Source organism: Algoriphagus hitonicola (genome assembly GCF_900113375.1).
Taxonomy (GTDB): domain Bacteria; phylum Bacteroidota; class Bacteroidia; order Cytophagales; family Cyclobacteriaceae; genus Algoriphagus; species Algoriphagus hitonicola.
The window spans coordinates 36108-57884 of sequence record NZ_FOPC01000001.1; the positions used below are offsets into that span (position 1 = coordinate 36108).

Here is a 21777-nt window from a genome sequence, read left to right on the forward strand (position 1 = left end):
ATGAGCTCATTTTTGTTAGAGGCACCTATATTCAATGTACAATCCGGCTTGGATGCTGCTAGATTGGGGATTCATCGTTTGGAATTGTGTGCAAATTTCCCTGAAGGAGGAGAGACACCTAGTGCGGGGATGCTGAAATTTCTGAAATCTGAATTGGATATTCCGGTATTTGTCATGATTCGTCCGCGAGGAGGAGATTTTTGCTATTCGCAAAAGGAACTCATGGTCATGAAACGGGATATCGAGCTACTCGGAGAATTGGGGGCGGATGGTTTTGTATTTGGAGTGCTCGATACCCAAGGCCGGGTAAATCAGGAGGCCTGTGAGGCATTAGTCCGCACGGCTTCGGGGAGGCCTTGTACTTTTCATCGTGCATTTGATGCTTGCAGAGATCAGGCAGAGGCTCTGGATCCGATTATTCAAAGTGGATTTAAGCGGATTTTGACTTCCGGCGCCAAAAATTCCATTGACGAAGGAATCGATCAGATCGAATTCCTATTCGAGAAAGCAAAAGATAAAATCATCATCATGCCTGGAGGAGGAGCAAAACCGGAGCATGTGTTCAGATTTAAAAACTCCCCGTATTTCTCCGAAATTCATGCCTCTTGCAAAACTTGGATTCCCAGTCCTAATCAATTCATCAATCCGCATCTTCAGTTTTCTTCAGATCCAAAAACATTTAGCCATCATTTAGGTATTGATCCTAGTACTGTAAATCAATTCTTGGAGGCGCTGGGATGAAAAATGCACTTTTTGGTTTAGCAGTAGTATTCATGTCGTTTGGTTGTACTCCGATTTCGGAGAGAAAGCAACCCATGCCTTCTCTTCAGCAATTGGCCAGCATGGATCTCAAGCTCGATGGGCCAAAGCTCGCCGAGGTCTATTGCGGTAACTGCCATTTGAAACCTGAGCCGGGGATTTTGGATCAGAAAACTTGGGAAAATTCTGTTCTGCCAGATATGAGAAGAAGATTGGGCTTGTACCTAGCCGAGGATATGGGTGTTTCACTTCCTGAGGAAAGAGGGGTGCCCAAGGGCATTTATTCCGAATATCCCTTGATCAAGCTGGCAGATTGGGAGAAAATAGTGGCTTACTATGTGGAAAATGCACCTGAATCACCTACCAAACAAGCGGAAAAGCAAGAACCCCAAGTTGGTATTCCGGGATATGAGTTGATGATTCCGGCCTATGATTTTCAATTTCCTTCCCTGACGACTATGGTGGAAATTCACCCCGAGACGGGAGAGGTTTGGTTGGGTCATCGCTATCAAAAACTTTTTGTACTTGACCCGGAAGAGAATTTTTCGATTAAGGATTCGATTTCTACTTCCATTGCTCCAGTTTCCATCCGATGGAATTCAGATCAGTCATTTGATCTCTTGACCATGGGCTTGATGGATCCGGCCAATGATTCGGTAGGTAAACTCACCAATTTTCGAAATATCAATCAGGATTGGGTTGATTTTCAAGATTTGGAATCGCTCGCTCGGCCTGTTCATGTGTCCTATGGTGACTTGAATGGAGACGGAGTGGAAGATAAGGTAATCGCTCAGTTTGGAGATCATGTGGGAAGATTAAGCGTATATTTTTCCGGTTTGGATGGATTTGAAGAAAAAGTAATCAAGGCCCTTCCGGGTGCGAGAAAGACCGTTTTGACTGATTTTGACCAAGATGGCGACCTCGATATCATTGGCTTGATGACCCAGGCTTGGGAAGGAGTTTATCTCTGGGAAAATGATGGAATGGGAAATTTCAAAGAGCAGGTTTTACTTCAATTTCAACCAGCTTTTGGTTCCAGTGATTTTCATTACGAGGATGTGGATGGAGATGGTTTTAAAGATTTGATTTTGGTGAATGGTGATAATGCGGATTTGTCTCAGGTGTTAAAATATTTTCACGGCCTGCGGATATTCAAAAATCAGGGCGATGGAACATTTAAGGAATCCTGGTTTTATCCCATGCATGGGGCCACAGGACTAGAAGTGGGAGATTTTAACGAAGACGGCAATCTTGATTTGGTGGCATTGGCGTTTTTTCCAGATCCTGAGCAGGTTCCGGAGGAGCGGTTGATTTTCTTTTTTGGGGATGGTAAGGGGGAATTCAGTCCATTTGTGCCTGAGGGACTTCCGGATTTGAATTTGCTGACTTTGAAAAAAGGTGATATAGACCGAGATGGCGATCTGGATTTAATAGTAGGGACATTTAGTTTTGAGGATTTGTACAGAAGGCGGAAATCTGACTGGCTTCCCTTTATTTTATTTCAGAATAATATTCGTTAGTATGCTATTTAAACCTATCTAAAGTATTGAAATACTATTTTTATTCGGTTAAAGATTTTTTATTTAGCAAATAATCAGTAGATTAAAGATTCATCAAAATTTCTTTTAGCTATGGTAAAAAGTTTCCAAGGAGTTCGCATGGTTGAACCCAAAAAATCGCCAATTGATCAGATTCTAGTCCGTGATCACATGAGTACCAATTTGGTGACTTTTCACCCTGAGGATACCATTGATCAAGTCTTGGAAATTCTGACAAAAAGAAAGATATCCGGAGCTCCAGTCGTGGATGAGTCCGGTGCGCTGGTCGGGATTATTTCAGAGGTAGATTGTCTCCATGAAATAATCAAAGGGAAGTACACCAATACTCCGAAATTTCCCGGAAAAGTCGGAGAGTACATGACCAAAGATGTGATGACACTTTCACCTGATCTATCGCTTTTCGATGCAGCTGGAAAATTTCTGGAATTCAAAATCAGAAGATTCCCGGTGATGAAAGATGATCAATTGATCGGTCAGATCAGTTTAAGTGATATTATCCGAGCTTTTCCTAATCTCAAACAAACCACCTGGTAGAAAAAAAGCGGCTGTCTCAAATGTGAAGTTTGTCACATTGAGCGCCTGCCTCGCCGGCAAAGGCAGGAAGTTGAAATGTGGGCTAGAATGATAGAAATAGCCTTCGACTCCAGTCACCCTGAGTCTTAAATATTCTTCGGACATACAAAAAGGAGATGACGAAAATTATGGTTTGAATCAAATTTTTGGTCACGCTGAGCACTTGAGAGACGAGAGTCTCGAAATCGAAGCGTCCTCGTACCTTCAGACTCCCGTCTTTCGGGTGCTCGGACTGACCCCAATTTTGTGATATTAAGCATCTTTGTCATTGGTAGCACTTGAGGGACGAGAGTCTCGAAATCGAAGGGTCAGGCTGACATTTTAGCGATTTATGAGACAGCCACTTTTTTTATTTCGATTTTTCTAAGGCTCGCTCCACATCCTGAATGATGTCTTCAGGATGCTCCAAACCGACCGAAAGCCGAATCAATCCTGGATGAATCCCGACTTTTTCCCGCTCTTCTTCACTGAGTTTGCTGTGCGTAGTAGAGGCAGGATGAGTGATGATGCTTCGGCTATCGCCCAAATTAGCCGTCACTGAAATCATCTGCAGCTGATCAATGAAACGCTGGGCTCGGGCAACTCCACCTTCCAAATTTAGCGTGACAATACCTCCGCCTTGACTCATTTGCTTCGTGGCAAGATGATGCTGCGGGTGGGATTTCAGAAAGGGATATTTCACTTCCAAAACTGCGGAATTTCCTTCAAAATATTCCGCTACCCGCAAGGCACTGCTACAGTGTCTATCCATTCGGACAGCTAGGGTTTCCATGCTTTTGGAAAGAATCCAAGCATTGAATGGAGAGATGGCTGGACCGGTGTGTCGGGTAAAAAATTGCACCTCTTTGATCAATTCTTTTGTCCCCAAAATCAATCCACCGAGGACTCTACCTTGTCCGTCGATGTATTTGGTGGCCGAATGGGTGACGAGATGGGCACCCCATTTGGCAGGCTGCTGTAGATAGGGAGTGGCAAAACAATTGTCCACGACGAGGATTAAATTATGCGCTTCCGCAAATTTTCCGGCCCATTCCAAATCGATAATTTCCAAGCCTGGGTTTGATGGAGTTTCGATGAACAGCATTTTGGTATTTGGCTGGACCAATTTATCCCAATTTTGAAAATCAGAAATATCTCCGTAAGTGGAGGTGATGCCCCACTTGGGGAATACCCGGGTCAAAAGCTGATGGGTGGAGCCAAAAAGAGACCGAGATGCCAAAATATGATCTCCCTGCTGCAAAAGCGAGGCAATACTACCAAACATCGCGGCCATCCCCGATGCAGTCGCTATCCCGTCTTGAGTGCCTTCTGCTACGCAGATTTTTTCGATCAAATCCGATGAATTGGGATTGGCATAGCGGGAGTAAATATTACCGGGGATCTCATCGGCAAAAGTTGCTCTTGCCTCTTCGGCTGAGTCAAAAGTAAAGCTGGAGGTTAAGTAAATAGGAGCTGAGTGCTCTTTTTGGTTGGATTTGGAAGGGGAAATCCGAACGGCATTGGTTTCGAAATGCTGACTCATTTAGATAAGGTTTGAATAGTCGTATTCAGAAATTGATCAGAAAATCAAACCCTAGTTCAGGAAAAAAATAAAAAGGGATTAGGTATGGTAAAGCCAGTTTATAGTTCCCGGTAGGGGTAGGATTTGGCACCTTTCCACCAAGGCGGATGGTTGCCAGAGGGTCATAGAGCCTATTCTCTCACCTCTTCTTTATAAATCTAATTCTGAGTGTTGCAAATTACGGTGTTGGAAAGTGGATTTCCAAATCAAAAAAGTCCTAATCATTAAACTGAGTCATGGTCTGGGCAATCCCAATGGTACAAAATCCCAAGATCATATCGATGGCTTTGTCCATCATCAGTGGCAATTCGTCAAATTCAGCTTGGGTAAAACGACCCAAAACATAATCTACTTGTCGGCCTTTAGGAAAATCATCACCGATTCCCATTCGCAGTCGAGGATAATCCTGACCTCCGCAGAGTGCTTCAATATTTTTCAATCCATTGTGTCCAGCTGCACTTCCTTTTGCGCGCATTCTGAGCTTTCCAAATGGAATCGCCACATCATCGACTAAAACCAGCATATTTTCTTTGGAAATATTCAGCTCCTTCATCCAATAATTCACCGCTTTTCCACTGAGGTTCATATAAGTAGTGGGCTTGATCAAATGGATGCTACGACCTTTATGTTTGATTTCACTGGTAAAAGCCAACCTGCCGCTTTTCCACGTGGCATTGAATTGATCCGCCAGCCGATCGATGGTCAAAAATCCGATATTATGACGCGTCAATTCGTATTCGGGTCCGATATTGCCTAAGCCAATGATTAGGTATTTCATAATTAAGTATTCGTGGGCACTAAAATAAAAAATCCCGCCCTTTGGAGGCAGGATTTAAATAGATTTGGTAAGAAATTATTCTTCGCCTTTCTTTCCTCTGAGTGCTCTTGGGATTCCGATGGTCACGATAGACACATTTGGAGAAGTTAGGATTTCGAAGTCTTCGGACTTCAATTCGCCTACTTTGAATGACTTACCCAAGTCAAGGTTTGAAATGTCTACTTCCACAAAATCAGGGAAGTTTTTAGCCAATCCCTTAACTTTCAATGTTCTGGTTTTAAGCTCTAGTTTACCCCCTTTGGCGATACCGGGCGAGCTTCCTACGATTTTAACCGGTATTTCAAATTTGATCTGACGGTCTTCGGTATAGGCCATGAAATCTACATGCAACAAAGCCTCACTTACTGGGTGGAATTGTGCGTCTTTCAAGACTGCTTTGATGATCGTTCCTTCGATGTTCAACTCTACCAAGTGAACTTCAGGAGTGTAGATCAATGGACGAAATAGGATAGCTGGGCTATGAAAGTGAATTTGCTCAGGGATACCTGGACCGTACACCACGCAGGGTACACTTCCTTCTTCTCTGATTTCTTTCAAGCTTGCGCTTTCGAGATTTGCTCTTTTAAACCCTATAATCTCTAGCGTTTTCATAAGTATGTATTTTAAAATTGGTTCTTTAGATAAATAAGGAACTGATCGAGGTGTGACCGGTTACCGCATGAATAGCTTTGGCAAAAAGGTCCGCCACGGTCAGCACGTGGATTTTGGGAGATTCTTGCTTAAGTGGAATAGTGTCAGTCACTACCAGTTCCTCCAAAACAGAATTCTCGATGTTTTCATAAGCTTTTCCTGAAAGGACTCCGTGTGTTACGATTGCCCGAACTGAATTAGCTCCTTTTTCTTTGATAATTTGAGCGGCTTTGCAAAGTGTGCCTGCAGTATCCACCAAATCATCCACTAGAATGACATCTTTTCCTTCAACATCACCGATGACCTGCATGGAAGCAATCTCATTGGCTCTTTTTCTGTGCTTGTCACAGACGACCATTTCTACTGCAAAATGCTTGGCATATGCCCTTGCACGGGCTACTCCGCCTACATCAGGAGCCGCAAAAATCATGTCTTTCAATTTGAGCTGGCTCAAATAGGGCACAAAGATAGCTGATCCATTCAAATGATCCAATGGTAAATCAAAAAATCCCTGAATCTGACCGGCATGCAGATCGCAAGTAACGATTCGATCAGCTCCTGCAGAGGTAATCATATTGGCAATGAGTTTTGCTGCAATAGAAACTCGCGGGCGATCCTTTCGGTCTTGCCGGGCATAGCCATAATAGGGTATGACAGCACAAACCTTGTAGGCGCTTGCCCGTTTGGCAGCGTCGATCATCAGACAAAGCTCCAAAATATTATCGCTTGGAGGATTGGTGCTCTGAATGATAAAAACCGTACAGCCTCGGATAGACTCATTAAAGGATGGAGACATTTCCCCATCACTAAACCGGGATAGGGTTAGATCCCCCAGTTTTTTACCGTAGTTTTTTGCGATTTGTTCTGCCAGGCCTTTGCTGTTGGAGCCCGCAAATATTTTTACCTCAGACATGAATGATTTTTTTGGAAGAAGATTTTGGTTGGATTTGCTAGCAAAAGTAAGAATTTTTGATGGCAAGTGAAGCGATCTGAGATCTAATCCAAATTTTCTTTTGAACTCAATTCCCGCTTTCTTTCTCCAATTTTCCGATCCTGTAAAAAAACAGCTTGATGGCAGGATTCATTCTACAAGAGCGCTCAAGAATGCTTATTTTGAGAAATTATTTAAGAATAACGCAATCCTAAAATTTATGAGAAAAAGTCTATTCCTATGGGTATTGGCGGTTTTGGTCGGTAGTCTCGCACTACAAGCTCAAACAGTCCCCAGCCCCAAATCTCATTTTGGCTTCGATATCGGAGACGATTACATGCTGGCAAATTTCAGTCAGACCGAGGCCTATTTCAAAAAGGTAGCCGACGCATCCGATCGGGTCATGATGACCAGTATCGGGAAAACCGAATTCGGTCGGGAGCAACCTATGATGATTATTACTGCTCCTCAAAATTTTCCAAATTTGGATAAATACAAGGAAATCTCCCAAAAGCTGGCACGTGCAGAAATGACCCGGGAAGAGGCGGAGGAGTTGATTTCGGAAGGCAAGCCTGTCATCTGGATCGATGGTGGACTACATGCCAATGAAGTCGTCGGGCCGCATCAACTCATCCAAACCTTGTATGACTTGGCTTCCAAAAATGATGAAGAAACTCTAAAAATTTTAGATGAAGTCATTATCCTGCTCGTTCATGCCAATCCAGATGGAATGGAAATCATGTCTGACTGGTACATGCGCAAGGAAGATCCAACAAAACGGGATCAAAATATTCCGGTTCTCTATCAGAAATATGTCGGGCACGACAATAACCGGGATTTCTACATGAACAATATGGCGGAGGCCACCAATATGTCCTTACAACAATACGTGGAATGGATCCCTCAGATCATTTACAACCATCATCAGTCAGGACCTCCGGGATCTGTAGTTGCTGGCCCTCCGTATCGTGATCCCTTCAATCATGTGTTTGATCCGTTGATCATTACGAGTTTGGATGCCGTGGGTGCTGCCATGATTAATCGCATGCATCAGGAAGATCGCCCCGGCTATACCCGATTGGACGGTTCGGTTTTTTCTACTTGGTGGAATGGCGGTCTGCGTACCACACCTTATTATCATAATCAGATCGGGATCTTGACCGAGATCATCGGAAATCCTACCCCTTCTCAAGTTCCGTTGGTGCCAGATCGTTTGATTCCAAATAATGGGACTCCCTATCCTGTCACTCCACGGGATTGGCATTTCAAGACTTCCATCGATTATTCGGTTTCCCTGAATTATGCGATTCTCAATCATGCGGTGCGTCACGGAGATGAGTTGCTCCGCAATATTTACCTCATGGGAAGAAGATCAATCGAAAAAGGTCAAAAAGATACTTGGACTCCTTATCCCAAATATGCTCAGGCCGTAGAAGATGCCTATGAAAAAGCTCGGGAAGAGGGAACAGCTCAGCGAGCTGGAGGTTGGAGATCAGGTTTGCCCCGGGAGTTTTATGATCAAGTATATCAAGATCAGGATCGAAAAGATCCCTATGGATACATTTTATCAGCCGATCAGGCGGACTTTCCGACGGTAATCAAATTTCTCAACGCCTTGATCAAATCTGGAATACAGGTGCATAAAGCAACGGATGGTTTTACAGTCAATGAAAAATCTTATCCAGCCGGATCTTATATAGTCAAAACATCTCAGGCTTTCCGTCCCCATGTGATCGATATGTTTGAGCCGCAGGATCACCCTAACGATTTCTTGTATCCGGGCGGTCCTCCCATTCGTCCTTATGATGCTGCAGGTTGGACTCTGGCTTTTCAAATGGGATCAGAAATAGACCGGATTATGAATGATTTTGAAGGGCCTTTCGAGGCGGTTCCTTATGGTCAGGTTCAAACGCCCCCGGCTAAAACTTTAGCCAATGGTTCAGGATATTTGATTGATGTGCGAGGAAATAATGCTTTTATGGCAGTGAATGATTTGCTCAAAGCGAAAGTCAAAGTCTATCGAACCACAGCCGCAATAGATGAATTTCCTGCGGGTTCATTTTATGTGGGCTCAGCCGGAAAGTCTGTTTTGCAAAAGGCCGCCCAGGAATATGGAGTCTATGGTAAGCCAAGTTCTAGACCACGAACTGCGGAAGAAGTAAAACCAGCACGGATTGGATTATATGATTATTACGGAGGCTCTATGCCTTCGGGATGGGTAAGGTGGATGCTCGAGCAATTCCATTTTGACTACAAGCAGGTTTTTCCACAGGAAATCAATGAAGGAAACTTGAGCGAAAATTATGACGTGTTACTTTTCATTGGTCCTGGAATTCCTTCGGTAGGAAGCAGAGGTGGAGGACGATCCCAGCCTGAAGCTTCTGAAATCGATGAAAAATACCATCACATGTTAGGTAATTTCACCGCCGATGAATCGGTTCCTGCACTTCGGGCATTTATCGAAAATGGGGGGCAGGTAATCTCAGTAGGTTCTGCTACCGAATTGGCTTTCCATTTCAATCTTCCAGTAAAAGATGCCTTGGTAGAGATGGATGCTGATGGAAATGAGCGTCCGCTCAGCGGGGAGAAATATTACATCCCAGGTTCTGTGCTTGAAATGCATGTAGACAATACCCAGCCGATCAATTATGGTATGGGCGAAAAATCTTACATCATGTTTAACCGTTCGCCGGTTTTCCGTCTCAGTCCGGAAGCCGCCAACCAAGGAGTGAAAGCCATCGCTTGGTTTGGAGAAGAAGAACCGCTGCGAAGTGGATGGGCCTGGGGTCAATCCTATTTGAGAAATGGAGTAACTGCTTTCGAAACTGAGATTGGAAAAGGTAAGTTCTACGCCTTTGGGCCTGAGATTACGTTCCGTGCTCAGTCGCATGGGACGTTTAAAATGCTCTTTAACGGACTTTATCAGTAAAATTTAGAATCAATAGTTTAGAAAGCTGCTCAGAGAAATTTGGGCAGCTTTTATTTTTGTCTGAACTTTTATAACTTAACCATTAGAAGGATCAACTGAAATGAAAGAAGGGCAATTTATTCCAGGCATATATAATTGGTGCGACCGATGGTGTGAGCGCTGTCAATATACTCCCCGCTGTCGTGTATATGAAAAAGAGGAATCTCGAAAACAGGCCAATCCTGATCAGGATGTTTGGGGGACGATCTCTGATAGTTTTCAAGAAGCACTCCAACTTCTACATAAAGCCGCTGACGAAATGGGAATCAGTCTTGAATTGAATCAGGAAGAAAGCGACAGAATAATGGCTGAGGAAAAGGCCTTGGATCAAGAAGTAGAAAAGCTTCCCTTGCATTTTTTAGCAGATGAATACCTCGATCAAGGTAAAGATTGGATTGAATCAAAGGCCACCAAAGACTACCTTCTCCATCTTCAGTCGCAGGTAGAAATAGGGACACTTCAAGAGAAAGATGTTGAGCAAATGATCAAAATACTAGATGAGTGTCTTGAGGTGATTCAGTGGTATTTATTTTTTGTTGCGGTCAAAATCGGTCGGGCACTCAGGGAAAAAATTGAAGGATTTTGGGATGATTATCCGGTCGAAGAGCGGGGAGATCTGGGTACTGCGAAAATAGCGATGATTGCGATCGAACGCAGTTTGGTCGCTTGGGCAAAAATTTATCAGTTGATCCCGGATGATGATCAAATTCTCCATCTTTTGGCCAAACTTGAAAAAATGAGAAGACTGTTAAAAGAGGAATTCCCCGATTACTCAAAATTTAAACGGCCCGGATTCGATGATAATTAAATCCAAAAAACCAAAATCACCTCACTAAACTAGATTTTTTCGTATAATCAACTGAATCATTTTAGTTATGGATACCTACCAGCATTACGTAGAGGCCGAACTTACCTCTTGGCTTTTTAAGATGAAAAAACAGCCCTCTTTGGGCAGCCGGTTGACTAGTGGATTTCAGCGAAAAATCAATCAAATCATTCCTGAAAAAGTACACCGAGTGATTACCTCGGCGATTGAAAATATGGTCAAAGCAGTGATTACAGGTTCGTCCTGGATTGTACCCAAAGCTTCTGCCGAGCTTTCGCTCAAGGAGCGGGAGATGAAAGTGCGTACCCGAATCAAATGGTACCGAAACTCCGCTTCGGCGGAAGGAGCGATTACTGGGGCGGGGGGGATTTTGATGGGTTTTGCAGACTTTCCCGCTTTTTTGACGATCAAAATGAAAATGCTTTTTGATATCGCTGCTTTGTATGGCTATGATACCAAAAACTATCAGGAGCGGTTGTTTTTACTCTTTGTTTTTCAGTTGACCTTTTCTTCTCAAAAGCGAAGAAACGAGTTGATCGACCGGATTGAAAACTGGGATTCCTACCGAGCGCAGTTGCCCAAGACTTTTGATGAGTTTGACTGGCGGACTTTTCAGCTGGATTACCGAGATTACATTGATCTGGCCAAGCTGGCCCAGTTGATTCCCATCATCGGAGCACCTGTGGGAGCAATTGCCAATTACAAACTGAGTGAACTCCTTGGCAAGACAGCGATGAATTGCTATCGGCTTCGAATGATGGGATAAAAAATGGGTCTGAAATTGAATTCTTAGAGGATGGGAGTTTGGCTTTGTAATAAGTTAATTTGGAATCACTGGTTTCAAGTCTAGAAAAACCAAAACATGTCTATCTTCTTTTAGATCCTCATGATTATTATTATAAAAATCATGAATATTACTCTTTAAGTGGTCATTTTGCTCTGGAATTGAGGGCGATTGATAAAGGTTGTAAATTCGGGTGGATGGTAGAGAATTAGTTGATCTTTGTGATGTGAAATTGGTAGTAAGGGATAATTCATTCCATCGATATCATTTTGAGGATTTTTTCCTGAAAAAAGAAGATTGAAATTTTTATCCAAGAGAAATTGAAAGCTGTTACGACCGAAGAAGACAGACATATAATAGAATTCAGGAAAGGGTAAAAACGCATTAATTATCATTACTTGGAGATACTTTTTTTCCTCTTCTGTTAACTCTGGTAAATTTAAAAATTCGAATTCCTTTAGATGTAAAATGTTTCCCAAAGGGTCAAAAACTACCACTTGATATGAAAAGGGTATAGTTAAAGTCCTGATTTCCGATTTTTTATCCTCAGCAAAGCCATGAATGAGTCTAACTCTGCCTTTTGGAGGACTTAGGTTGAGGTTGATGAAATTGCTTTGGCTAGGACTCTTGATTTTTAAGAAATCTTTTCCTTTTCCTTCCATCCCGTTTATGAAGTGAAATGAAAAATCAACCCCTTTGAAGAAGTTAGTAGAAATGGATGGTAATTTGGTTTCCTTTAGAAATCTCCCGTCATTATCGAAATAAATAAGCTTATTCGAGAGGTTATCTTGAATAATAACAGTGTCCTGCTTTATTTGATAATCTTGAATTTGACTAAACTCTTGAGGGCCTTGACCAGATGAATTAAAAATGTGAATAACTTCACCTTTTCGGTTAAACTTGAAAAGATTGTTTAGCTTGATGTCCAATATATAGATAAAATCGTCGGTTACTACAGTCTTCAGTGGTTGTACTAATGGTAGGGTATCATTTTCCTTGAGGAGTACATAATTAATCTCTTCAAAAATTTCGGAGAATGAATTTTCTCGGACCAATTCTAGGTCAATCGACGTTAAATCAGATTTTTTTTGCTCAATTTTATCGCAGGAAAAATTTAGTATTATTAGGAATATTAAGCTTTGGATATACCCTGTTCTTTTCATTGTCCCGCTCTATGTAAAATAAGGCGGCCCTGAACAAGGGTTTTGAGCAGATACTTGGCAAAACCCTCCATTTGAAGGGACACAAATTGTTTGATATATTTCTAAATAGGCAGAACAAGGCTGAAACTCTAGAAAATAACCCCAAACGAAATCTCTTTGTTGAGAGGTTACTGAGCTAGAGTAGGCCAAACTCAGGAAAAAGACGGATAAAAGAATAGTTTTTTTCATTTTTATATATTTTCATCACTTAATTCTAAAAAAAACATGAAAGGTGCAAATTTTGGATCAATAAATTTAAAATTCCCTAATTCCATTTAAAAAAGATCATGAACCGTAGTAGAATCCAAAAAACATTTTAAACAAAAAAACCTCCCGATTTGGGAGGTTTTGGTTGGTCCACCAGGGCTCGAACCTGGACTCTTCTGAACCAAAATCAGACGTGTTGCCAGTTACACCATGGACCAGTTTGGCTAGGAATCTCATATGATTCCTTTAAAGTGTCACAAAGGTAGAATCCTGCTTCATTTTTTCCAAATCACAGCCGAAAGTTTTTGGAGAATATTCCAAAGAGGCTGAATTTCAGCATTAAATATTCCCTTAGAATAAGCGAAAATCGTCTTTTTACTCAAAAAAAATTAACGAAATACCCCTTCGGAATCGATTGTAAATTATGGTTCTATTAATTTTTTATTTGCAATATTGATAATTCAGAAATATTTATCGTGCTTTGTTTCAGATATTAATAAAACACAGATTAAAAATTAACGATTATGCAAGTAGAGAAAATGGAAAAAACCGTCACCGAAGCGGTTCTGAAATTAGAGAAACTTAAGTTGGGAGATTCTTTGGCAGCAGAGCTTTCTTGGTGTTGGTTTAGCTACAAAAACGACCAAAATCCAGTGGGTTTGGTTGAGAAGAGTGAGAAGGCATTGGAACTGTTTAAATCAGTAAGAGAAAAAAACAGCCGGGCAGTCTCCAAGAAATTGGTTGATGATCTCGAAAAGGTCTTAGTACTCAACTAATAAAAAAACAGCTCGTCTTTCGGCGAGCTGTTTTTGTATCATTTGGTTTAGCTTATTCTGCTACAACTACAAATTTCACGTGAGTCTTCACTTCTCGATGAAGATCGACTTCAGCCTGAAATTCACCTGCACCATCTACAGGAGTGTTGATGGCGATTTTCTTCCGATCAATTTCAAACCCCTGAGTGGCAAGTGCATCTGAAATCTGAAGGGTAGTCACCTTTCCAAAGATTTTACCGGACTCACCGATTTTAGCTTTGATTTCCAAGGTGATGTTCTCCAATTTTTCAGCGATATTTTCCGCTTCAGTTTTGATCTTCTCAGCTTTATGAGCTGCTTGCTTGATATTCTCAGCTAGGACTTTTTTGTTGGAGCTGGTAGCCAGCACTGCAAAGCCCTGAGGGATGAGGTAGTTTCGGCCGTATCCGGGCTTCACATCTACCAAATCATTTTTATAGCCAAGACCTTTGATGTCTGTTTTTAATATAATTTCCATTTGTAATGATCTTTATTGGTTGGACGATACAAGACCGAATTATTTCAAACCATCGGTTACGAATGGCAACAACGCCAAATGTCTTGCTTTTTTGACAGCCTGAGCTACTTTGCGCTGATATTTCGCAGAGTTTCCAGTCAGTCTTCGAGGAAGGATTTTTCCCTGCTCATTGACAAATTTCAACAAGAAGTTTGGATCCTTGTAGTCAATGTACTTGATGCCGTGCTTCTTGAATCGGCAATACTTTTTCTTGATTTCGCCTCTGTTGATCGGCTCGTTGAATAATGTCATTGGGCTTGCTCCTCCTTAGCTTCAGATTTTTTGTTAAACTCTCCTTTTCTCCTTCTTTCGGCATAAACAATCGCATGCTTGTCCAAAACAGTCGTCAAGAATCGCATTACTTTTTCGTCTCGTCTGAATTCGATTTCAAACTTGCGGATGATCGTCGGATCAGCCTTGTACTCGACCAAAACATAGAACCCGGTCGTCTTCTTGTCGATGGTGTATGCCATCTTCTTCAGACCCCAATTTTCCACATTGATCACATCTGCCCCCAGCTCTTTTAACAAGTTCACAAACTTGTCGACAGTATCCTTCATCTGAACATCAGATAAAACGGGAGTTAAAATGAATACCGTCTCGTAATTTCTTTGGAACATTTTTTAATGTGTTTAAGGAATTTTGAATAAACAGACCGCAAAAGTAGGGGAAAATATGCTGTTATCCAAATGTTTCGGCCACACAAAATCACTTTTGGGTGGAATCTAATCAGGCGTAAAAAAGCCTTTCCGAAATCTTCAGAAAGGCCTTTTCAAATGCAATCGCTTTTTTTATTTCACACTGAAAACCTGTGAACCGACTTGATAGTCATCAACGAAAATCCTGATTTCATGATCTCCTGAGGCATAATCTGAACCTTTTTCATAAAAAAAGGTGAGCGTCTCCCCACTGTTGTCAAAGATGATGTCTTGTTTTACGGTATAGAAAAGTTCGTTGCCTTCGAGCATAAAGGTCCCGGAGCCTTTCGCTACATCAAAAATAGGCTGCTCATTTGGTGCCAAAATCTGAACATACACGTTGCGTGGTCCGCGCTCAGCGACTTTGTTGTCTGCCAGATTGAAACTGACTTTGATCCGTTCGATTTGTCGGTTTTTGAAATCCTTGGTTGTTTCTACCCGCTCTCTTCCGCGGGAGTTGATTGCTGCGATTGCGATATTTTCAGCTTTTAATTTGGACGCTACATCGACTTTTGACTGGAGGTTTTCCCGCTCGATATTCAGTTCCGCCACTTCTTCCTCGATCTCTGCCTGGGTGGATTTGAGATCCTGGTTTTCGGCATAAAGCTGCTGGTTCATAGCCCTCAACTCGAGAATTTCTTGATCTTTCTCTTCCAAAAGCCCATCGTAGCTATTGATTTTCTGGTTGAGTTCAGCGATTTCCGCAGCAGATCGCTGCCGGGAGCTGTTTCGTTCGGCAATCAATTGATCTCTCACCTCTTCGAGTGCCTCGATATCGCCTCCCAATTGCTCGATTTCCTGGATACGCAGATTCAGCTGGTAGGTGACGGAATCGAGTCGCTGATTCAATTCATTATTTTCACTGGAGAGAAGGAGGATTTCCTCGGTTTTTTTGGTGCGGTCCACATAATCGGTGTATAGTTTGATTCCGCTGATGATGACCAATAAAACCAGAACAATGATCAGAATGTTCTTACCTTGTTCTTTCTTTTGACCGAGGTCTTTTTCAAAGTTATTGTCCATGATTTGTAGAAATAGGGCTATATGATCAATCTAAATGAAAACTATTGGACGGAGCGATATCGCAATGGATATACGGGATGGGACATTGGACATGCTTCTCCACCCCTTATGCAATATTTAGACCAAATTGCAGATCGGAATTTGCGCGTTCTGATTCCCGGCGCAGGGAACGGATATGAGGCTGTAGCAGGGTATCGGCAAGGTTTTGTAGATATTCACCTGTTGGATATTTCTAGGTTCCCTCTTGAGCGCTTTGCAGAGCAATTCTCGGAGTTCCCGGAAAACCAGATTCATCATGAGGACTTTTTCGATCATCAAGGGGAGTATGATCTGATTTTGGAGCAAACATTTTTTTGTGCGCTAGACCCAAGTTTACGTGTGGATTATTGCAAAAAGATGAGAGAATTGCTAAAACCTCAGGGGAAATTGGTCGGGGTATTATTTGGTATTGAATTCGAACGATCTGGACCGCCATTCGGCGGGAACATGGAAGATTACAGGGAGCTGTTTGAAGACTATTTTGGAATCAAAAAACTAGAACCTTGCTATAATTCCATTCCTCCCAGAGCTGGGACAGAGGTTTTTATCCATCTTATCAATCAGTAGTCCAATATCAAATGGTGTTTGGAACCTGAATAGTCAAAAAGCAAAATCCCACACTCATAAAAATCCAAGGAAATTTTCACCTCGGGATGAGATTGAATTTCTTTCCAGGCTTGATTCATTTCTGGAGACCAGTGAATGTCTCCGATTGCTACAATTGACCTGGTCTCCAGGTGGGGAAGAATCGTCTGAAAAGCGAAAAGTGTGCCTTCGTAGGTGTGATTGGCATCGATCAGAGCAAAGTCGATCGGATCGATCTGTTGGGGCAGTTGGGGAAGTTTTTCTTCGATAGGTCCCAAGATGAATTCTACATTTTGCTGATCAAAATCCCGGCATGCGATTTTTTGAATCTCAGTAGATCCTTCGATTGTATAAAGTTTTCCTTTGGTGACGCGGCTGAGATAACGAGTGCTGATTCCCATGCAGGTGCCCAGCTCCAATACTTTTTTTGCGGGCGTTTGGGCACAAAAATACTGGTAGAGTTGAGCGAATTTTCGACTGCTTGTCGAATACCTCGTGATATCGCAGATTTTTCGGAATTCTTTTCCGGCTTTTTTGGACCCGGCGCCCAGGTCATCTACTGTAATGATTCGTGAGTCCCGAAGAAGCTTTTTCCGAAACGCCTCGATATCCAAGTTTTTATCCTTTTGATGCTTCCGAAATTCGGATAAGCCCTTAATCAAATTAAACAAATAGGGACCTTGAAGACTGTAGATGTCTTCTTTAAATAGCCAATGAGAAAGGTAAGATTTTATGGAAAAGGTAGCGTTTCCCAAGTTTAATTATGAAAAATAGTCGCAATCATCTGAAACTCTGGAACGACAACTTCGAATTTTTTTCCGTCGAAAACTTTCTCCATCAAATAAATTCCCTTCATTTTGCCCAGCCCTGATTTCAGGTTACAACCGGATACATAGGTGTGGGATTCTCCAGGCTCCAAGATAGGCTGCTGTCCGACGACTCCGTCACCTTCGACGATTTTGAGGTTTTCGGCGGCATCAGAAATCTGCCATTTGCGACGAAGTAGCTGAACAGTTTGTTGGCTTTTGTTTTCTATGGTTACCTTGTAGGTGAAAACATAATGGTGCTGTAGTGGACTGGAAAATTCCGCTTGATAGGTGACTTCCACACTGACTTGTATACCCTCGGTAACTGCTACTACCATATGATTGTATTAAAAGCTTGTAAAGATAAGACGAAGTCTTTGAAAATCAACCTAATTCTTTATGAATGTAAAAATTGAATCATCTTGGAACTCAATCTTACGAGACGTTTTCGAGCAGGATTATTTCAAAAACCTAGTGACTTTTGTAAAAGACGAATATGCAAATGCAAAGGTTTTTCCTCCGGGAAAAGAAATATTCAATGCCTTTGACCATTGTCCTTTGGATAGGGTGAAAGTAGTGATTTTGGGACAAGATCCCTATCATGGACCCGGGCAAGCGCATGGATTGTCATTCTCTGTCAGACCTGGGATACCTTTTCCTCCGAGTTTGATCAATATTTTCAAGGAAATCAAGGCTGATTTGGGAAAGGATATGCCTTCGAATGGAGATTTGACCCGATGGGCAGATCAAGGCATTTTTTTGCTCAATGCGACATTGACCGTTCGCGCGCATGAGGCTGGCTCCCATCAGAAAAAAGGGTGGGAGGAATTTACCGATCAGGTGATTCGACGAATTTCCGATCATAGGGAATCGGTGGTGTTTTTACTTTGGGGGGCCTATGCGCAAAAAAAGGCATTGCTTATTGATCAGAAGAAGCATTTGATATTGAAAGCTCCTCATCCTAGCCCGCTCTCGGCCCATCGGGGTTTTTTGGGTTGTGGACATTTTTCCAAGGCAAATGCCTATCTCGAATCCAAAGGCCTTTCTCCAATTCAATGGTAATTTTTCCAAGCGGAATAAAGTAAAAAAGCTCCTCTGTATTTTCAAAGGAGCTTTTTTGAGACTGTTCTTCTAGGATTTATTCGATTCCTTTAAAAAATCTGCTCCAGCGGATTTTATTAAACATGCTTTCGTATTGGTCCAATGAAAGCCATAGGAACCAGGCTTTACCCACTACATGATCTTCGGGCACAAAACCCCAATATCGTGAGTCCAAGGAATCATGTCTATTGTCTCCCATCATGAAATAATAGTTCTGTTTGAAGGTGTAATTGTCAACCTGTTGACCATCGATAAACAAGGCGCCATCTCTTACCTCTACCTGATCATGACCTTCGTATTTTTCTATGGTGAAGGAATATTTGATTACATTCTCCTCATTCATTTCTATGCTCATTCCCTCTCCAGGTATCATCAGTGGTCCGTAGTTGTCCCGGTTCCAATCATTCCAACCATATTCTCCGACTTCTGGGTAAATTCCTTTTTCGGAATTGCCGGCAGGCATGACTCTTTTGGTCACTGATACCACTACCGGCGAGGATTTGAGTCGGTTAATTACCTGGTCAGTAGCCCAGACTAAATAGCCTGCTCCATTCGAAAAGGCCATGTAAGACCCCTGATCGATGCCATAATCTTTGAAAAAATCGTTATTCAATGAACGGTTAGTGACCACATCATAAGAATATTGCATTTCCTCGGGAACAAGCCCAGGTTCATCATTGATGATTAATTCTCCCTCACGGATTTCCAAAACATCGCCCGGTACAGCTACAGCACGCTTGATGTAATTGGTTTTAAGGTCATTTGGGTATTGAAACTCTACGGGATAATTAAATACGACCACGTCATTTCGCTCAATATCGGAGAAGCCAGGGAGACGCATATACGGAAGCTGAATAGCGTCAGAATAGGAGGGAATATCGGTTCCCCAGACTTTTTGGTGAGTTAAGGGAACTTGGAGAATGGTTTTGGGCACTCGGGTGCCATAGTGCATTTTACTGACAAACAAGAAATCTCCCACCAAAAGGGATTTTTCCATCGAGGCTGTAGGGATGGTAAAAGGTTCCAAAAATAACCATCGGATCAAACTAGCTGCTACTACCGCAAACACCAAAGCATCGATCCACTCCCGGGTTGCTGATTTTTTCTTTTTAGTACTCATGAGTTGAAATTTCAGAAAGATAGAAAATCGTCCATAGAAAATACCCCTTTTCTGTCTTTTAGCCATTCGGACACCAATACCGCGCCAAGGGCAAATCCCTGTCGGGAATGGGCAGTATGTGAAATCTCAATATCGTCGATTTCAGACTGGTAACGGATAATATGGGTTCCGGGGGCGGGGTCTATTCTCTTAGAAGTAATGGGTAAAGATAGTTCGGAATCGGACGGTTCATCGGACAGGTTCCACTTTCGATACGAATGATGATTTTGAATGATCCCTTCGGCCAAGGTAATGGCAGTGCCGGATGGGGCGTCTTTTTTTGCTGTATGGTGGATTTCTTCGATACTGGCTTGATAGCCTTGGGTTTCATTCATCAGCTTGGCGAGAAACTGATTCACTTTAAAAAAAATATTAACACCAATGCTAAAATTAGAGGCATAAAAGAAGGTTCCGTTTTTCTCAATGGCCAAATTCTCAATTCTGGACTTTTCAGAAAGCCAGCCTGTAGTGCCTGAGACGACGGGAATTCCTTTTTCGAAACACCATTCAAAATTTTCCACTGCGGCTTCAGGTTGACTAAATTCAATCGCTACGTCAATATTTTCAGGTTTCAGCTGATCGAGTTCATCGCGGTTTTCAATGGTGATTTTTCCGGCTAAATGATGACTTCTTGATTCGGCTATTTCACCGATCAATTGTCCCATTTTGCCATAGCCAAGTAATAGAATATTCATGCTTAAAATTTCAATTTAATAGAAAGCCCCACCTGTTGGGTTTGGGCTAGGAGTGTCTCATGCTGGGGTTCAATGACCAAGACCAAATCATCCGAAATATCAAATCCGGATAGGTGGGCATCGACATTGGCATCGATAAGATTGAGTCCATAGATCACCGCCAAAAACAAGATGGTCAAATCCCGATTTCTTCTCCAGTAATCCACATTTCTGACCAATGCCTCTCGGTTCAGGTTTGGAAATATGGTCGGTTCATCATTATCTGAAGCAAATAGCGCATCTCTGAATACCTGATAGCGTCGGTTATTAAACTGGATAAAATAAATATCAGTCATAAAACCGGCATAAATGATCGGGACTTTCCAAGCTTTACCATTATAAACTTGCCCTGCTCCGGGTAAAATCGCAGAAAGTATCGTCGCTTTTCTGGGATTTTTGGGCAGGGACTCGAGGGGTTCGGGATTAGTTTCCTCAATTGATTCGCTTTCTTCGACTTCTTGGGCATGGCTTTCCAGAGGAATGGCAAGCATGCCAAAAAGCAAAAGTCCCAGGAAAATCCATGGGGCTTTGGTAAAGTTGCTATATCGTAATGTTGATTTTTTCACCTAAATCAAATGATATCCAAAATCTCCAGAATTCGGTTTAGATCGGAAGTTGAGGTAAAGGGGATTTTGATCTCGCCTTTATTTTTTTCGTTGGCATTGAGGGCTACTTTGGTTCCGAAATGGGAGGCGAGCCGCTGTTGAATTTTATTCAGCTCGTATTTTCTTACCGGATCAAGGTTCGCTTTTTCATCTTTAGGACCTTTTGATTCGTTAAGCGCTTTGACGAGAGCTTCCACTTTTCTGACGCTGAGTTCTTCTTCTACTGCTTTTTTGAAAATCGCAAGTTGCTTATCGACATCTTCGATATTGATCAGAGCCCGGGCATGGCCCATGGATAATTGCTGATCGCGAATGGCAGCCTGGATGCTGGGAGGAAGTTTTAAGAGTCGAAGGTAATTATTAACGGTAGTCCGGTTTTTACCGACACGATCCCCCAGTTCCTCTTGCTTGAGATCACACTCAGCCAATAGTCGCTGATAGGAATGTGCGATTTCCAGGGCATTGAGGTTTTCCCGTTGTATATTTTCGATCAGAGCCATTTCCAGCATTTGCTGGTCATTGGCAGTGCGCACATAGGCGGGGATCTTTTCCAGACCTGCCAATTTGGATGCCTGAAATCTCCGCTCACCGGAAATAAGCTGATACTCATTTTGGTCCAATCGACGGACCGTGATAGGCTGAATGATGCCCTGAACACGGATAGATTCGGCAAGTTCATCGAGAGCCTGTTTATCAAAATGGGTCCTTGGCTGAAATGGATTGACTTGGATCTCTCCGAGAGGAATTTCAAAAATCCCGGTTTTAACCACTTCCGGCAAAATTTCCTCAGACTTGTTTTTGGCTGGACTGTCTTCCAGAAGCGCACCGAGTCCTCTGCCTAGTGCTGTTTTTTTTCGATTGGATTTTTGATCAGCCAT

General features: G+C 42.3%; 24 protein-coding genes, 1 tRNA gene and 1 riboswitch. Of the genes, 9 read left to right on the forward strand and 16 right to left on the reverse strand.

The window, feature by feature from the left end; all coding sequences use genetic code 11:
- The 3 genes from BM043_RS00150 to BM043_RS00160 all read left to right on the forward strand — a co-directional run bounded on the left by BM043_RS00150 (position 1) and on the right by BM043_RS00160 (position 2852).
- Positions 1-741 carry a copper homeostasis protein CutC gene (locus tag BM043_RS00150; RefSeq protein WP_092788226.1) on the forward strand — a complete coding sequence of 247 codons (741 nt, stop codon included), beginning with the start codon at positions 1-3 and terminating at the stop codon, positions 739-741.
- On the forward strand, positions 738-2279 hold the full coding sequence (locus tag BM043_RS00155; RefSeq protein WP_092788227.1) for an FG-GAP repeat domain-containing protein: 1542 nt from the start codon (positions 738-740) through the stop codon (positions 2277-2279). The genes BM043_RS00150 and BM043_RS00155 overlap by 4 nt, the downstream gene beginning before the upstream one ends.
- 111 nt (positions 2280-2390) lie before the next feature.
- Positions 2391-2852: a CBS domain-containing protein gene (locus BM043_RS00160; RefSeq protein ID WP_092788228.1), complete on the forward strand. Its 462-nt coding sequence runs from the start codon at positions 2391-2393 to the stop codon at positions 2850-2852.
- 388 nt (positions 2853-3240) lie between these two features.
- Here the strand turns inward: BM043_RS00160 and BM043_RS00165 are convergent, their stop codons facing one another.
- From BM043_RS00165 to BM043_RS00180, 4 genes are all read right to left on the reverse strand, one after another.
- Positions 3241-4413 carry a trans-sulfuration enzyme family protein gene (locus tag BM043_RS00165; protein ID WP_092788229.1) on the reverse strand — a complete coding sequence of 391 codons (1173 nt, stop codon included), beginning with the start codon at positions 4411-4413 and terminating at the stop codon, positions 3241-3243.
- Between the two features lie 95 nt (positions 4414-4508).
- A riboswitch (SAM riboswitch) is annotated at positions 4509-4611 on the reverse strand.
- 58 nt (positions 4612-4669) lie between these two features.
- Positions 4670-5230, reverse strand: coding sequence for an aminoacyl-tRNA hydrolase (gene pth / locus BM043_RS00170; RefSeq protein WP_092788230.1), 561 nt, complete (start codon positions 5228-5230; stop codon positions 4670-4672).
- Between the two features lie 75 nt (positions 5231-5305).
- Positions 5306-5881 carry a 50S ribosomal protein L25/general stress protein Ctc gene (locus BM043_RS00175; RefSeq protein WP_092788231.1) on the reverse strand — a complete coding sequence of 192 codons (576 nt, stop codon included), beginning with the start codon at positions 5879-5881 and terminating at the stop codon, positions 5306-5308.
- 25 nt (positions 5882-5906) lie between these two features.
- The gene (locus BM043_RS00180) at positions 5907-6833 is read right to left on the reverse strand and encodes a ribose-phosphate pyrophosphokinase (RefSeq protein WP_092788707.1); all 927 of its coding nucleotides are present in this window, start codon (positions 6831-6833) and stop codon (positions 5907-5909) included.
- Between the two features lie 238 nt (positions 6834-7071).
- Here BM043_RS00180 and BM043_RS00185 point away from each other — a divergent pair, with 238 nt between their 5' ends.
- From BM043_RS00185 to BM043_RS00195, 3 genes are all read left to right on the forward strand, one after another.
- Positions 7072-9780: a M14 family metallopeptidase gene (locus BM043_RS00185; RefSeq protein WP_092788708.1), complete on the forward strand. Its 2709-nt coding sequence runs from the start codon at positions 7072-7074 to the stop codon at positions 9778-9780.
- A gap of 100 nt (positions 9781-9880) precedes the next feature.
- Positions 9881-10627, forward strand: a complete 747-nt coding sequence (locus BM043_RS00190) for a hypothetical protein (protein ID WP_092788232.1) — start codon at positions 9881-9883, stop codon at positions 10625-10627.
- A 67-nt stretch (positions 10628-10694) separates the two neighbouring features.
- Positions 10695-11411 (forward strand): EcsC family protein, encoded by a 717-nt coding sequence (locus tag BM043_RS00195; RefSeq protein ID WP_092788233.1) that lies wholly within the window; start codon positions 10695-10697, stop codon positions 11409-11411.
- A 155-nt stretch (positions 11412-11566) separates the two neighbouring features.
- On the opposite strand, the gene BM043_RS00200 is transcribed toward BM043_RS00195, so the two are convergent.
- Together BM043_RS00200 and BM043_RS00205 are read right to left on the reverse strand one after the other, a co-directional pair.
- Positions 11567-12592: a 6-bladed beta-propeller gene (locus BM043_RS00200; protein ID WP_092788234.1), complete on the reverse strand. Its 1026-nt coding sequence runs from the start codon at positions 12590-12592 to the stop codon at positions 11567-11569.
- Between the two features lie 388 nt (positions 12593-12980).
- Positions 12981-13056: transfer RNA gene (locus tag BM043_RS00205), tRNA-Gln, on the reverse strand.
- Between the two features lie 306 nt (positions 13057-13362).
- Here BM043_RS00205 and BM043_RS00210 point away from each other — a divergent pair.
- Positions 13363-13614 (forward strand): hypothetical protein, encoded by a 252-nt coding sequence (locus BM043_RS00210; RefSeq protein ID WP_092788235.1) that lies wholly within the window; start codon positions 13363-13365, stop codon positions 13612-13614.
- 52 nt (positions 13615-13666) lie between these two features.
- Here the strand turns inward: BM043_RS00210 and rplI are convergent, their stop codons facing one another.
- The 4 genes from rplI to BM043_RS00230 all read right to left on the reverse strand — a co-directional run bounded on the left by rplI (position 13667) and on the right by BM043_RS00230 (position 15870).
- Complete coding sequence (gene rplI, locus BM043_RS00215; protein ID WP_092788236.1) at positions 13667-14110, reverse strand: 50S ribosomal protein L9; 444 nt, start codon at positions 14108-14110, stop codon at positions 13667-13669.
- Between the two features lie 39 nt (positions 14111-14149).
- Positions 14150-14401, reverse strand: a complete 252-nt coding sequence (gene rpsR / locus BM043_RS00220) for a 30S ribosomal protein S18 (RefSeq protein WP_026955569.1) — start codon at positions 14399-14401, stop codon at positions 14150-14152.
- Positions 14398-14769, reverse strand: a complete 372-nt coding sequence (rpsF, locus tag BM043_RS00225) for a 30S ribosomal protein S6 (RefSeq protein WP_092788237.1) — start codon at positions 14767-14769, stop codon at positions 14398-14400. Before rpsF ends, rpsR begins: the two co-directional genes overlap by 4 nt.
- A 171-nt stretch (positions 14770-14940) precedes the next feature.
- Positions 14941-15870: a hypothetical protein gene (locus tag BM043_RS00230; RefSeq protein WP_092788238.1), complete on the reverse strand. Its 930-nt coding sequence runs from the start codon at positions 15868-15870 to the stop codon at positions 14941-14943.
- Positions 15871-15891: 21 nt separating this feature from the next.
- Between BM043_RS00230 and BM043_RS00235 the strand changes: the two genes are divergently transcribed.
- On the forward strand, positions 15892-16476 hold the full coding sequence (locus BM043_RS00235) for a class I SAM-dependent methyltransferase (protein WP_092788239.1): 585 nt from the start codon (positions 15892-15894) through the stop codon (positions 16474-16476).
- Here BM043_RS00235 and BM043_RS00240 read toward each other — a convergent pair.
- Together BM043_RS00240 and apaG are read right to left on the reverse strand one after the other, a co-directional pair.
- The gene (locus tag BM043_RS00240) at positions 16470-17249 is read right to left on the reverse strand and encodes an O-methyltransferase (protein WP_092788240.1); all 780 of its coding nucleotides are present in this window, start codon (positions 17247-17249) and stop codon (positions 16470-16472) included. The genes BM043_RS00235 and BM043_RS00240 overlap by 7 nt on opposite strands.
- A gap of 2 nt (positions 17250-17251) precedes the next feature.
- The gene (apaG, locus tag BM043_RS00245; protein WP_092788241.1) at positions 17252-17638 is read right to left on the reverse strand and encodes a Co2+/Mg2+ efflux protein ApaG; all 387 of its coding nucleotides are present in this window, start codon (positions 17636-17638) and stop codon (positions 17252-17254) included.
- A gap of 61 nt (positions 17639-17699) precedes the next feature.
- Between apaG and ung the strand changes: the two genes are divergently transcribed.
- Positions 17700-18362 (forward strand): uracil-DNA glycosylase, encoded by a 663-nt coding sequence (ung, locus tag BM043_RS00250; protein WP_092788242.1) that lies wholly within the window; start codon positions 17700-17702, stop codon positions 18360-18362.
- Between the two features lie 76 nt (positions 18363-18438).
- Here the strand turns inward: ung and lepB are convergent, their stop codons facing one another.
- The 4 genes from lepB to BM043_RS00270 are packed head-to-tail and all read right to left on the reverse strand — an operon-like array spanning position 18439 to position 21777.
- Positions 18439-19521, reverse strand: coding sequence for a signal peptidase I (gene lepB / locus BM043_RS00255; RefSeq protein WP_245752866.1), 1083 nt, complete (start codon positions 19519-19521; stop codon positions 18439-18441).
- 11 nt (positions 19522-19532) lie between these two features.
- Positions 19533-20255 carry a 4-hydroxy-tetrahydrodipicolinate reductase gene (gene dapB / locus BM043_RS00260; RefSeq protein WP_092788244.1) on the reverse strand — a complete coding sequence of 241 codons (723 nt, stop codon included), beginning with the start codon at positions 20253-20255 and terminating at the stop codon, positions 19533-19535.
- A gap of 2 nt (positions 20256-20257) precedes the next feature.
- A complete protein-coding gene (locus tag BM043_RS00265; protein ID WP_245752868.1) occupies positions 20258-20860 on the reverse strand; it encodes a DUF5683 domain-containing protein in 603 nt (200 codons plus the stop codon).
- Between the two features lie 5 nt (positions 20861-20865).
- On the reverse strand, positions 20866-21777 hold the full coding sequence (locus BM043_RS00270; protein ID WP_092788245.1) for a ParB/RepB/Spo0J family partition protein: 912 nt from the start codon (positions 21775-21777) through the stop codon (positions 20866-20868).

What these genes read in the sequence shown, in the direction of transcription:
- BM043_RS00150 (WP_092788226.1), top strand. Translation starts at nt 1, where the DNA reads ATGAGCTCATTTTTGTTAGAGGCACCTATATTCAATGTACAATCCGGC.
- BM043_RS00155 (WP_092788227.1), top strand. Translation starts at nt 738, where the DNA reads ATGAAAAATGCACTTTTTGGTTTAGCAGTAGTATTCATGTCGTTTGGT.
- BM043_RS00160 (WP_092788228.1), top strand. Translation starts at nt 2,391, where the DNA reads ATGGTAAAAAGTTTCCAAGGAGTTCGCATGGTTGAACCCAAAAAATCG.
- BM043_RS00165 (WP_092788229.1), bottom strand. Translation starts at nt 4,413, where the DNA reads ATGAGTCAGCATTTCGAAACCAATGCCGTTCGGATTTCCCCTTCCAAA.
- pth (WP_092788230.1), bottom strand. Translation starts at nt 5,230, where the DNA reads ATGAAATACCTAATCATTGGCTTAGGCAATATCGGACCCGAATACGAA.
- BM043_RS00175 (WP_092788231.1), bottom strand. Translation starts at nt 5,881, where the DNA reads ATGAAAACGCTAGAGATTATAGGGTTTAAAAGAGCAAATCTCGAAAGC.
- BM043_RS00180 (WP_092788707.1), bottom strand. Translation starts at nt 6,833, where the DNA reads ATGTCTGAGGTAAAAATATTTGCGGGCTCCAACAGCAAAGGCCTGGCA.
- BM043_RS00185 (WP_092788708.1), top strand. Translation starts at nt 7,072, where the DNA reads ATGAGAAAAAGTCTATTCCTATGGGTATTGGCGGTTTTGGTCGGTAGT.
- BM043_RS00190 (WP_092788232.1), top strand. Translation starts at nt 9,881, where the DNA reads ATGAAAGAAGGGCAATTTATTCCAGGCATATATAATTGGTGCGACCGA.
- BM043_RS00195 (WP_092788233.1), top strand. Translation starts at nt 10,695, where the DNA reads ATGGATACCTACCAGCATTACGTAGAGGCCGAACTTACCTCTTGGCTT.
- BM043_RS00200 (WP_092788234.1), bottom strand. Translation starts at nt 12,592, where the DNA reads ATGAAAAGAACAGGGTATATCCAAAGCTTAATATTCCTAATAATACTA.
- BM043_RS00210 (WP_092788235.1), top strand. Translation starts at nt 13,363, where the DNA reads ATGCAAGTAGAGAAAATGGAAAAAACCGTCACCGAAGCGGTTCTGAAA.
- rplI (WP_092788236.1), bottom strand. Translation starts at nt 14,110, where the DNA reads ATGGAAATTATATTAAAAACAGACATCAAAGGTCTTGGCTATAAAAAT.
- rpsR (WP_026955569.1), bottom strand. Translation starts at nt 14,401, where the DNA reads ATGACATTATTCAACGAGCCGATCAACAGAGGCGAAATCAAGAAAAAG.
- rpsF (WP_092788237.1), bottom strand. Translation starts at nt 14,769, where the DNA reads ATGTTCCAAAGAAATTACGAGACGGTATTCATTTTAACTCCCGTTTTA.
- BM043_RS00230 (WP_092788238.1), bottom strand. Translation starts at nt 15,870, where the DNA reads ATGGACAATAACTTTGAAAAAGACCTCGGTCAAAAGAAAGAACAAGGT.
- BM043_RS00235 (WP_092788239.1), top strand. Translation starts at nt 15,892, where the DNA reads ATGATCAATCTAAATGAAAACTATTGGACGGAGCGATATCGCAATGGA.
- apaG (WP_092788241.1), bottom strand. Translation starts at nt 17,638, where the DNA reads ATGGTAGTAGCAGTTACCGAGGGTATACAAGTCAGTGTGGAAGTCACC.
- ung (WP_092788242.1), top strand. Translation starts at nt 17,700, where the DNA reads ATGAATGTAAAAATTGAATCATCTTGGAACTCAATCTTACGAGACGTT.
- lepB (WP_245752866.1), bottom strand. Translation starts at nt 19,521, where the DNA reads ATGAGTACTAAAAAGAAAAAATCAGCAACCCGGGAGTGGATCGATGCT.
- dapB (WP_092788244.1), bottom strand. Translation starts at nt 20,255, where the DNA reads ATGAATATTCTATTACTTGGCTATGGCAAAATGGGACAATTGATCGGT.
- BM043_RS00270 (WP_092788245.1), bottom strand. Translation starts at nt 21,777, where the DNA reads ATGGCTGATCAAAAATCCAATCGAAAAAAAACAGCACTAGGCAGAGGA.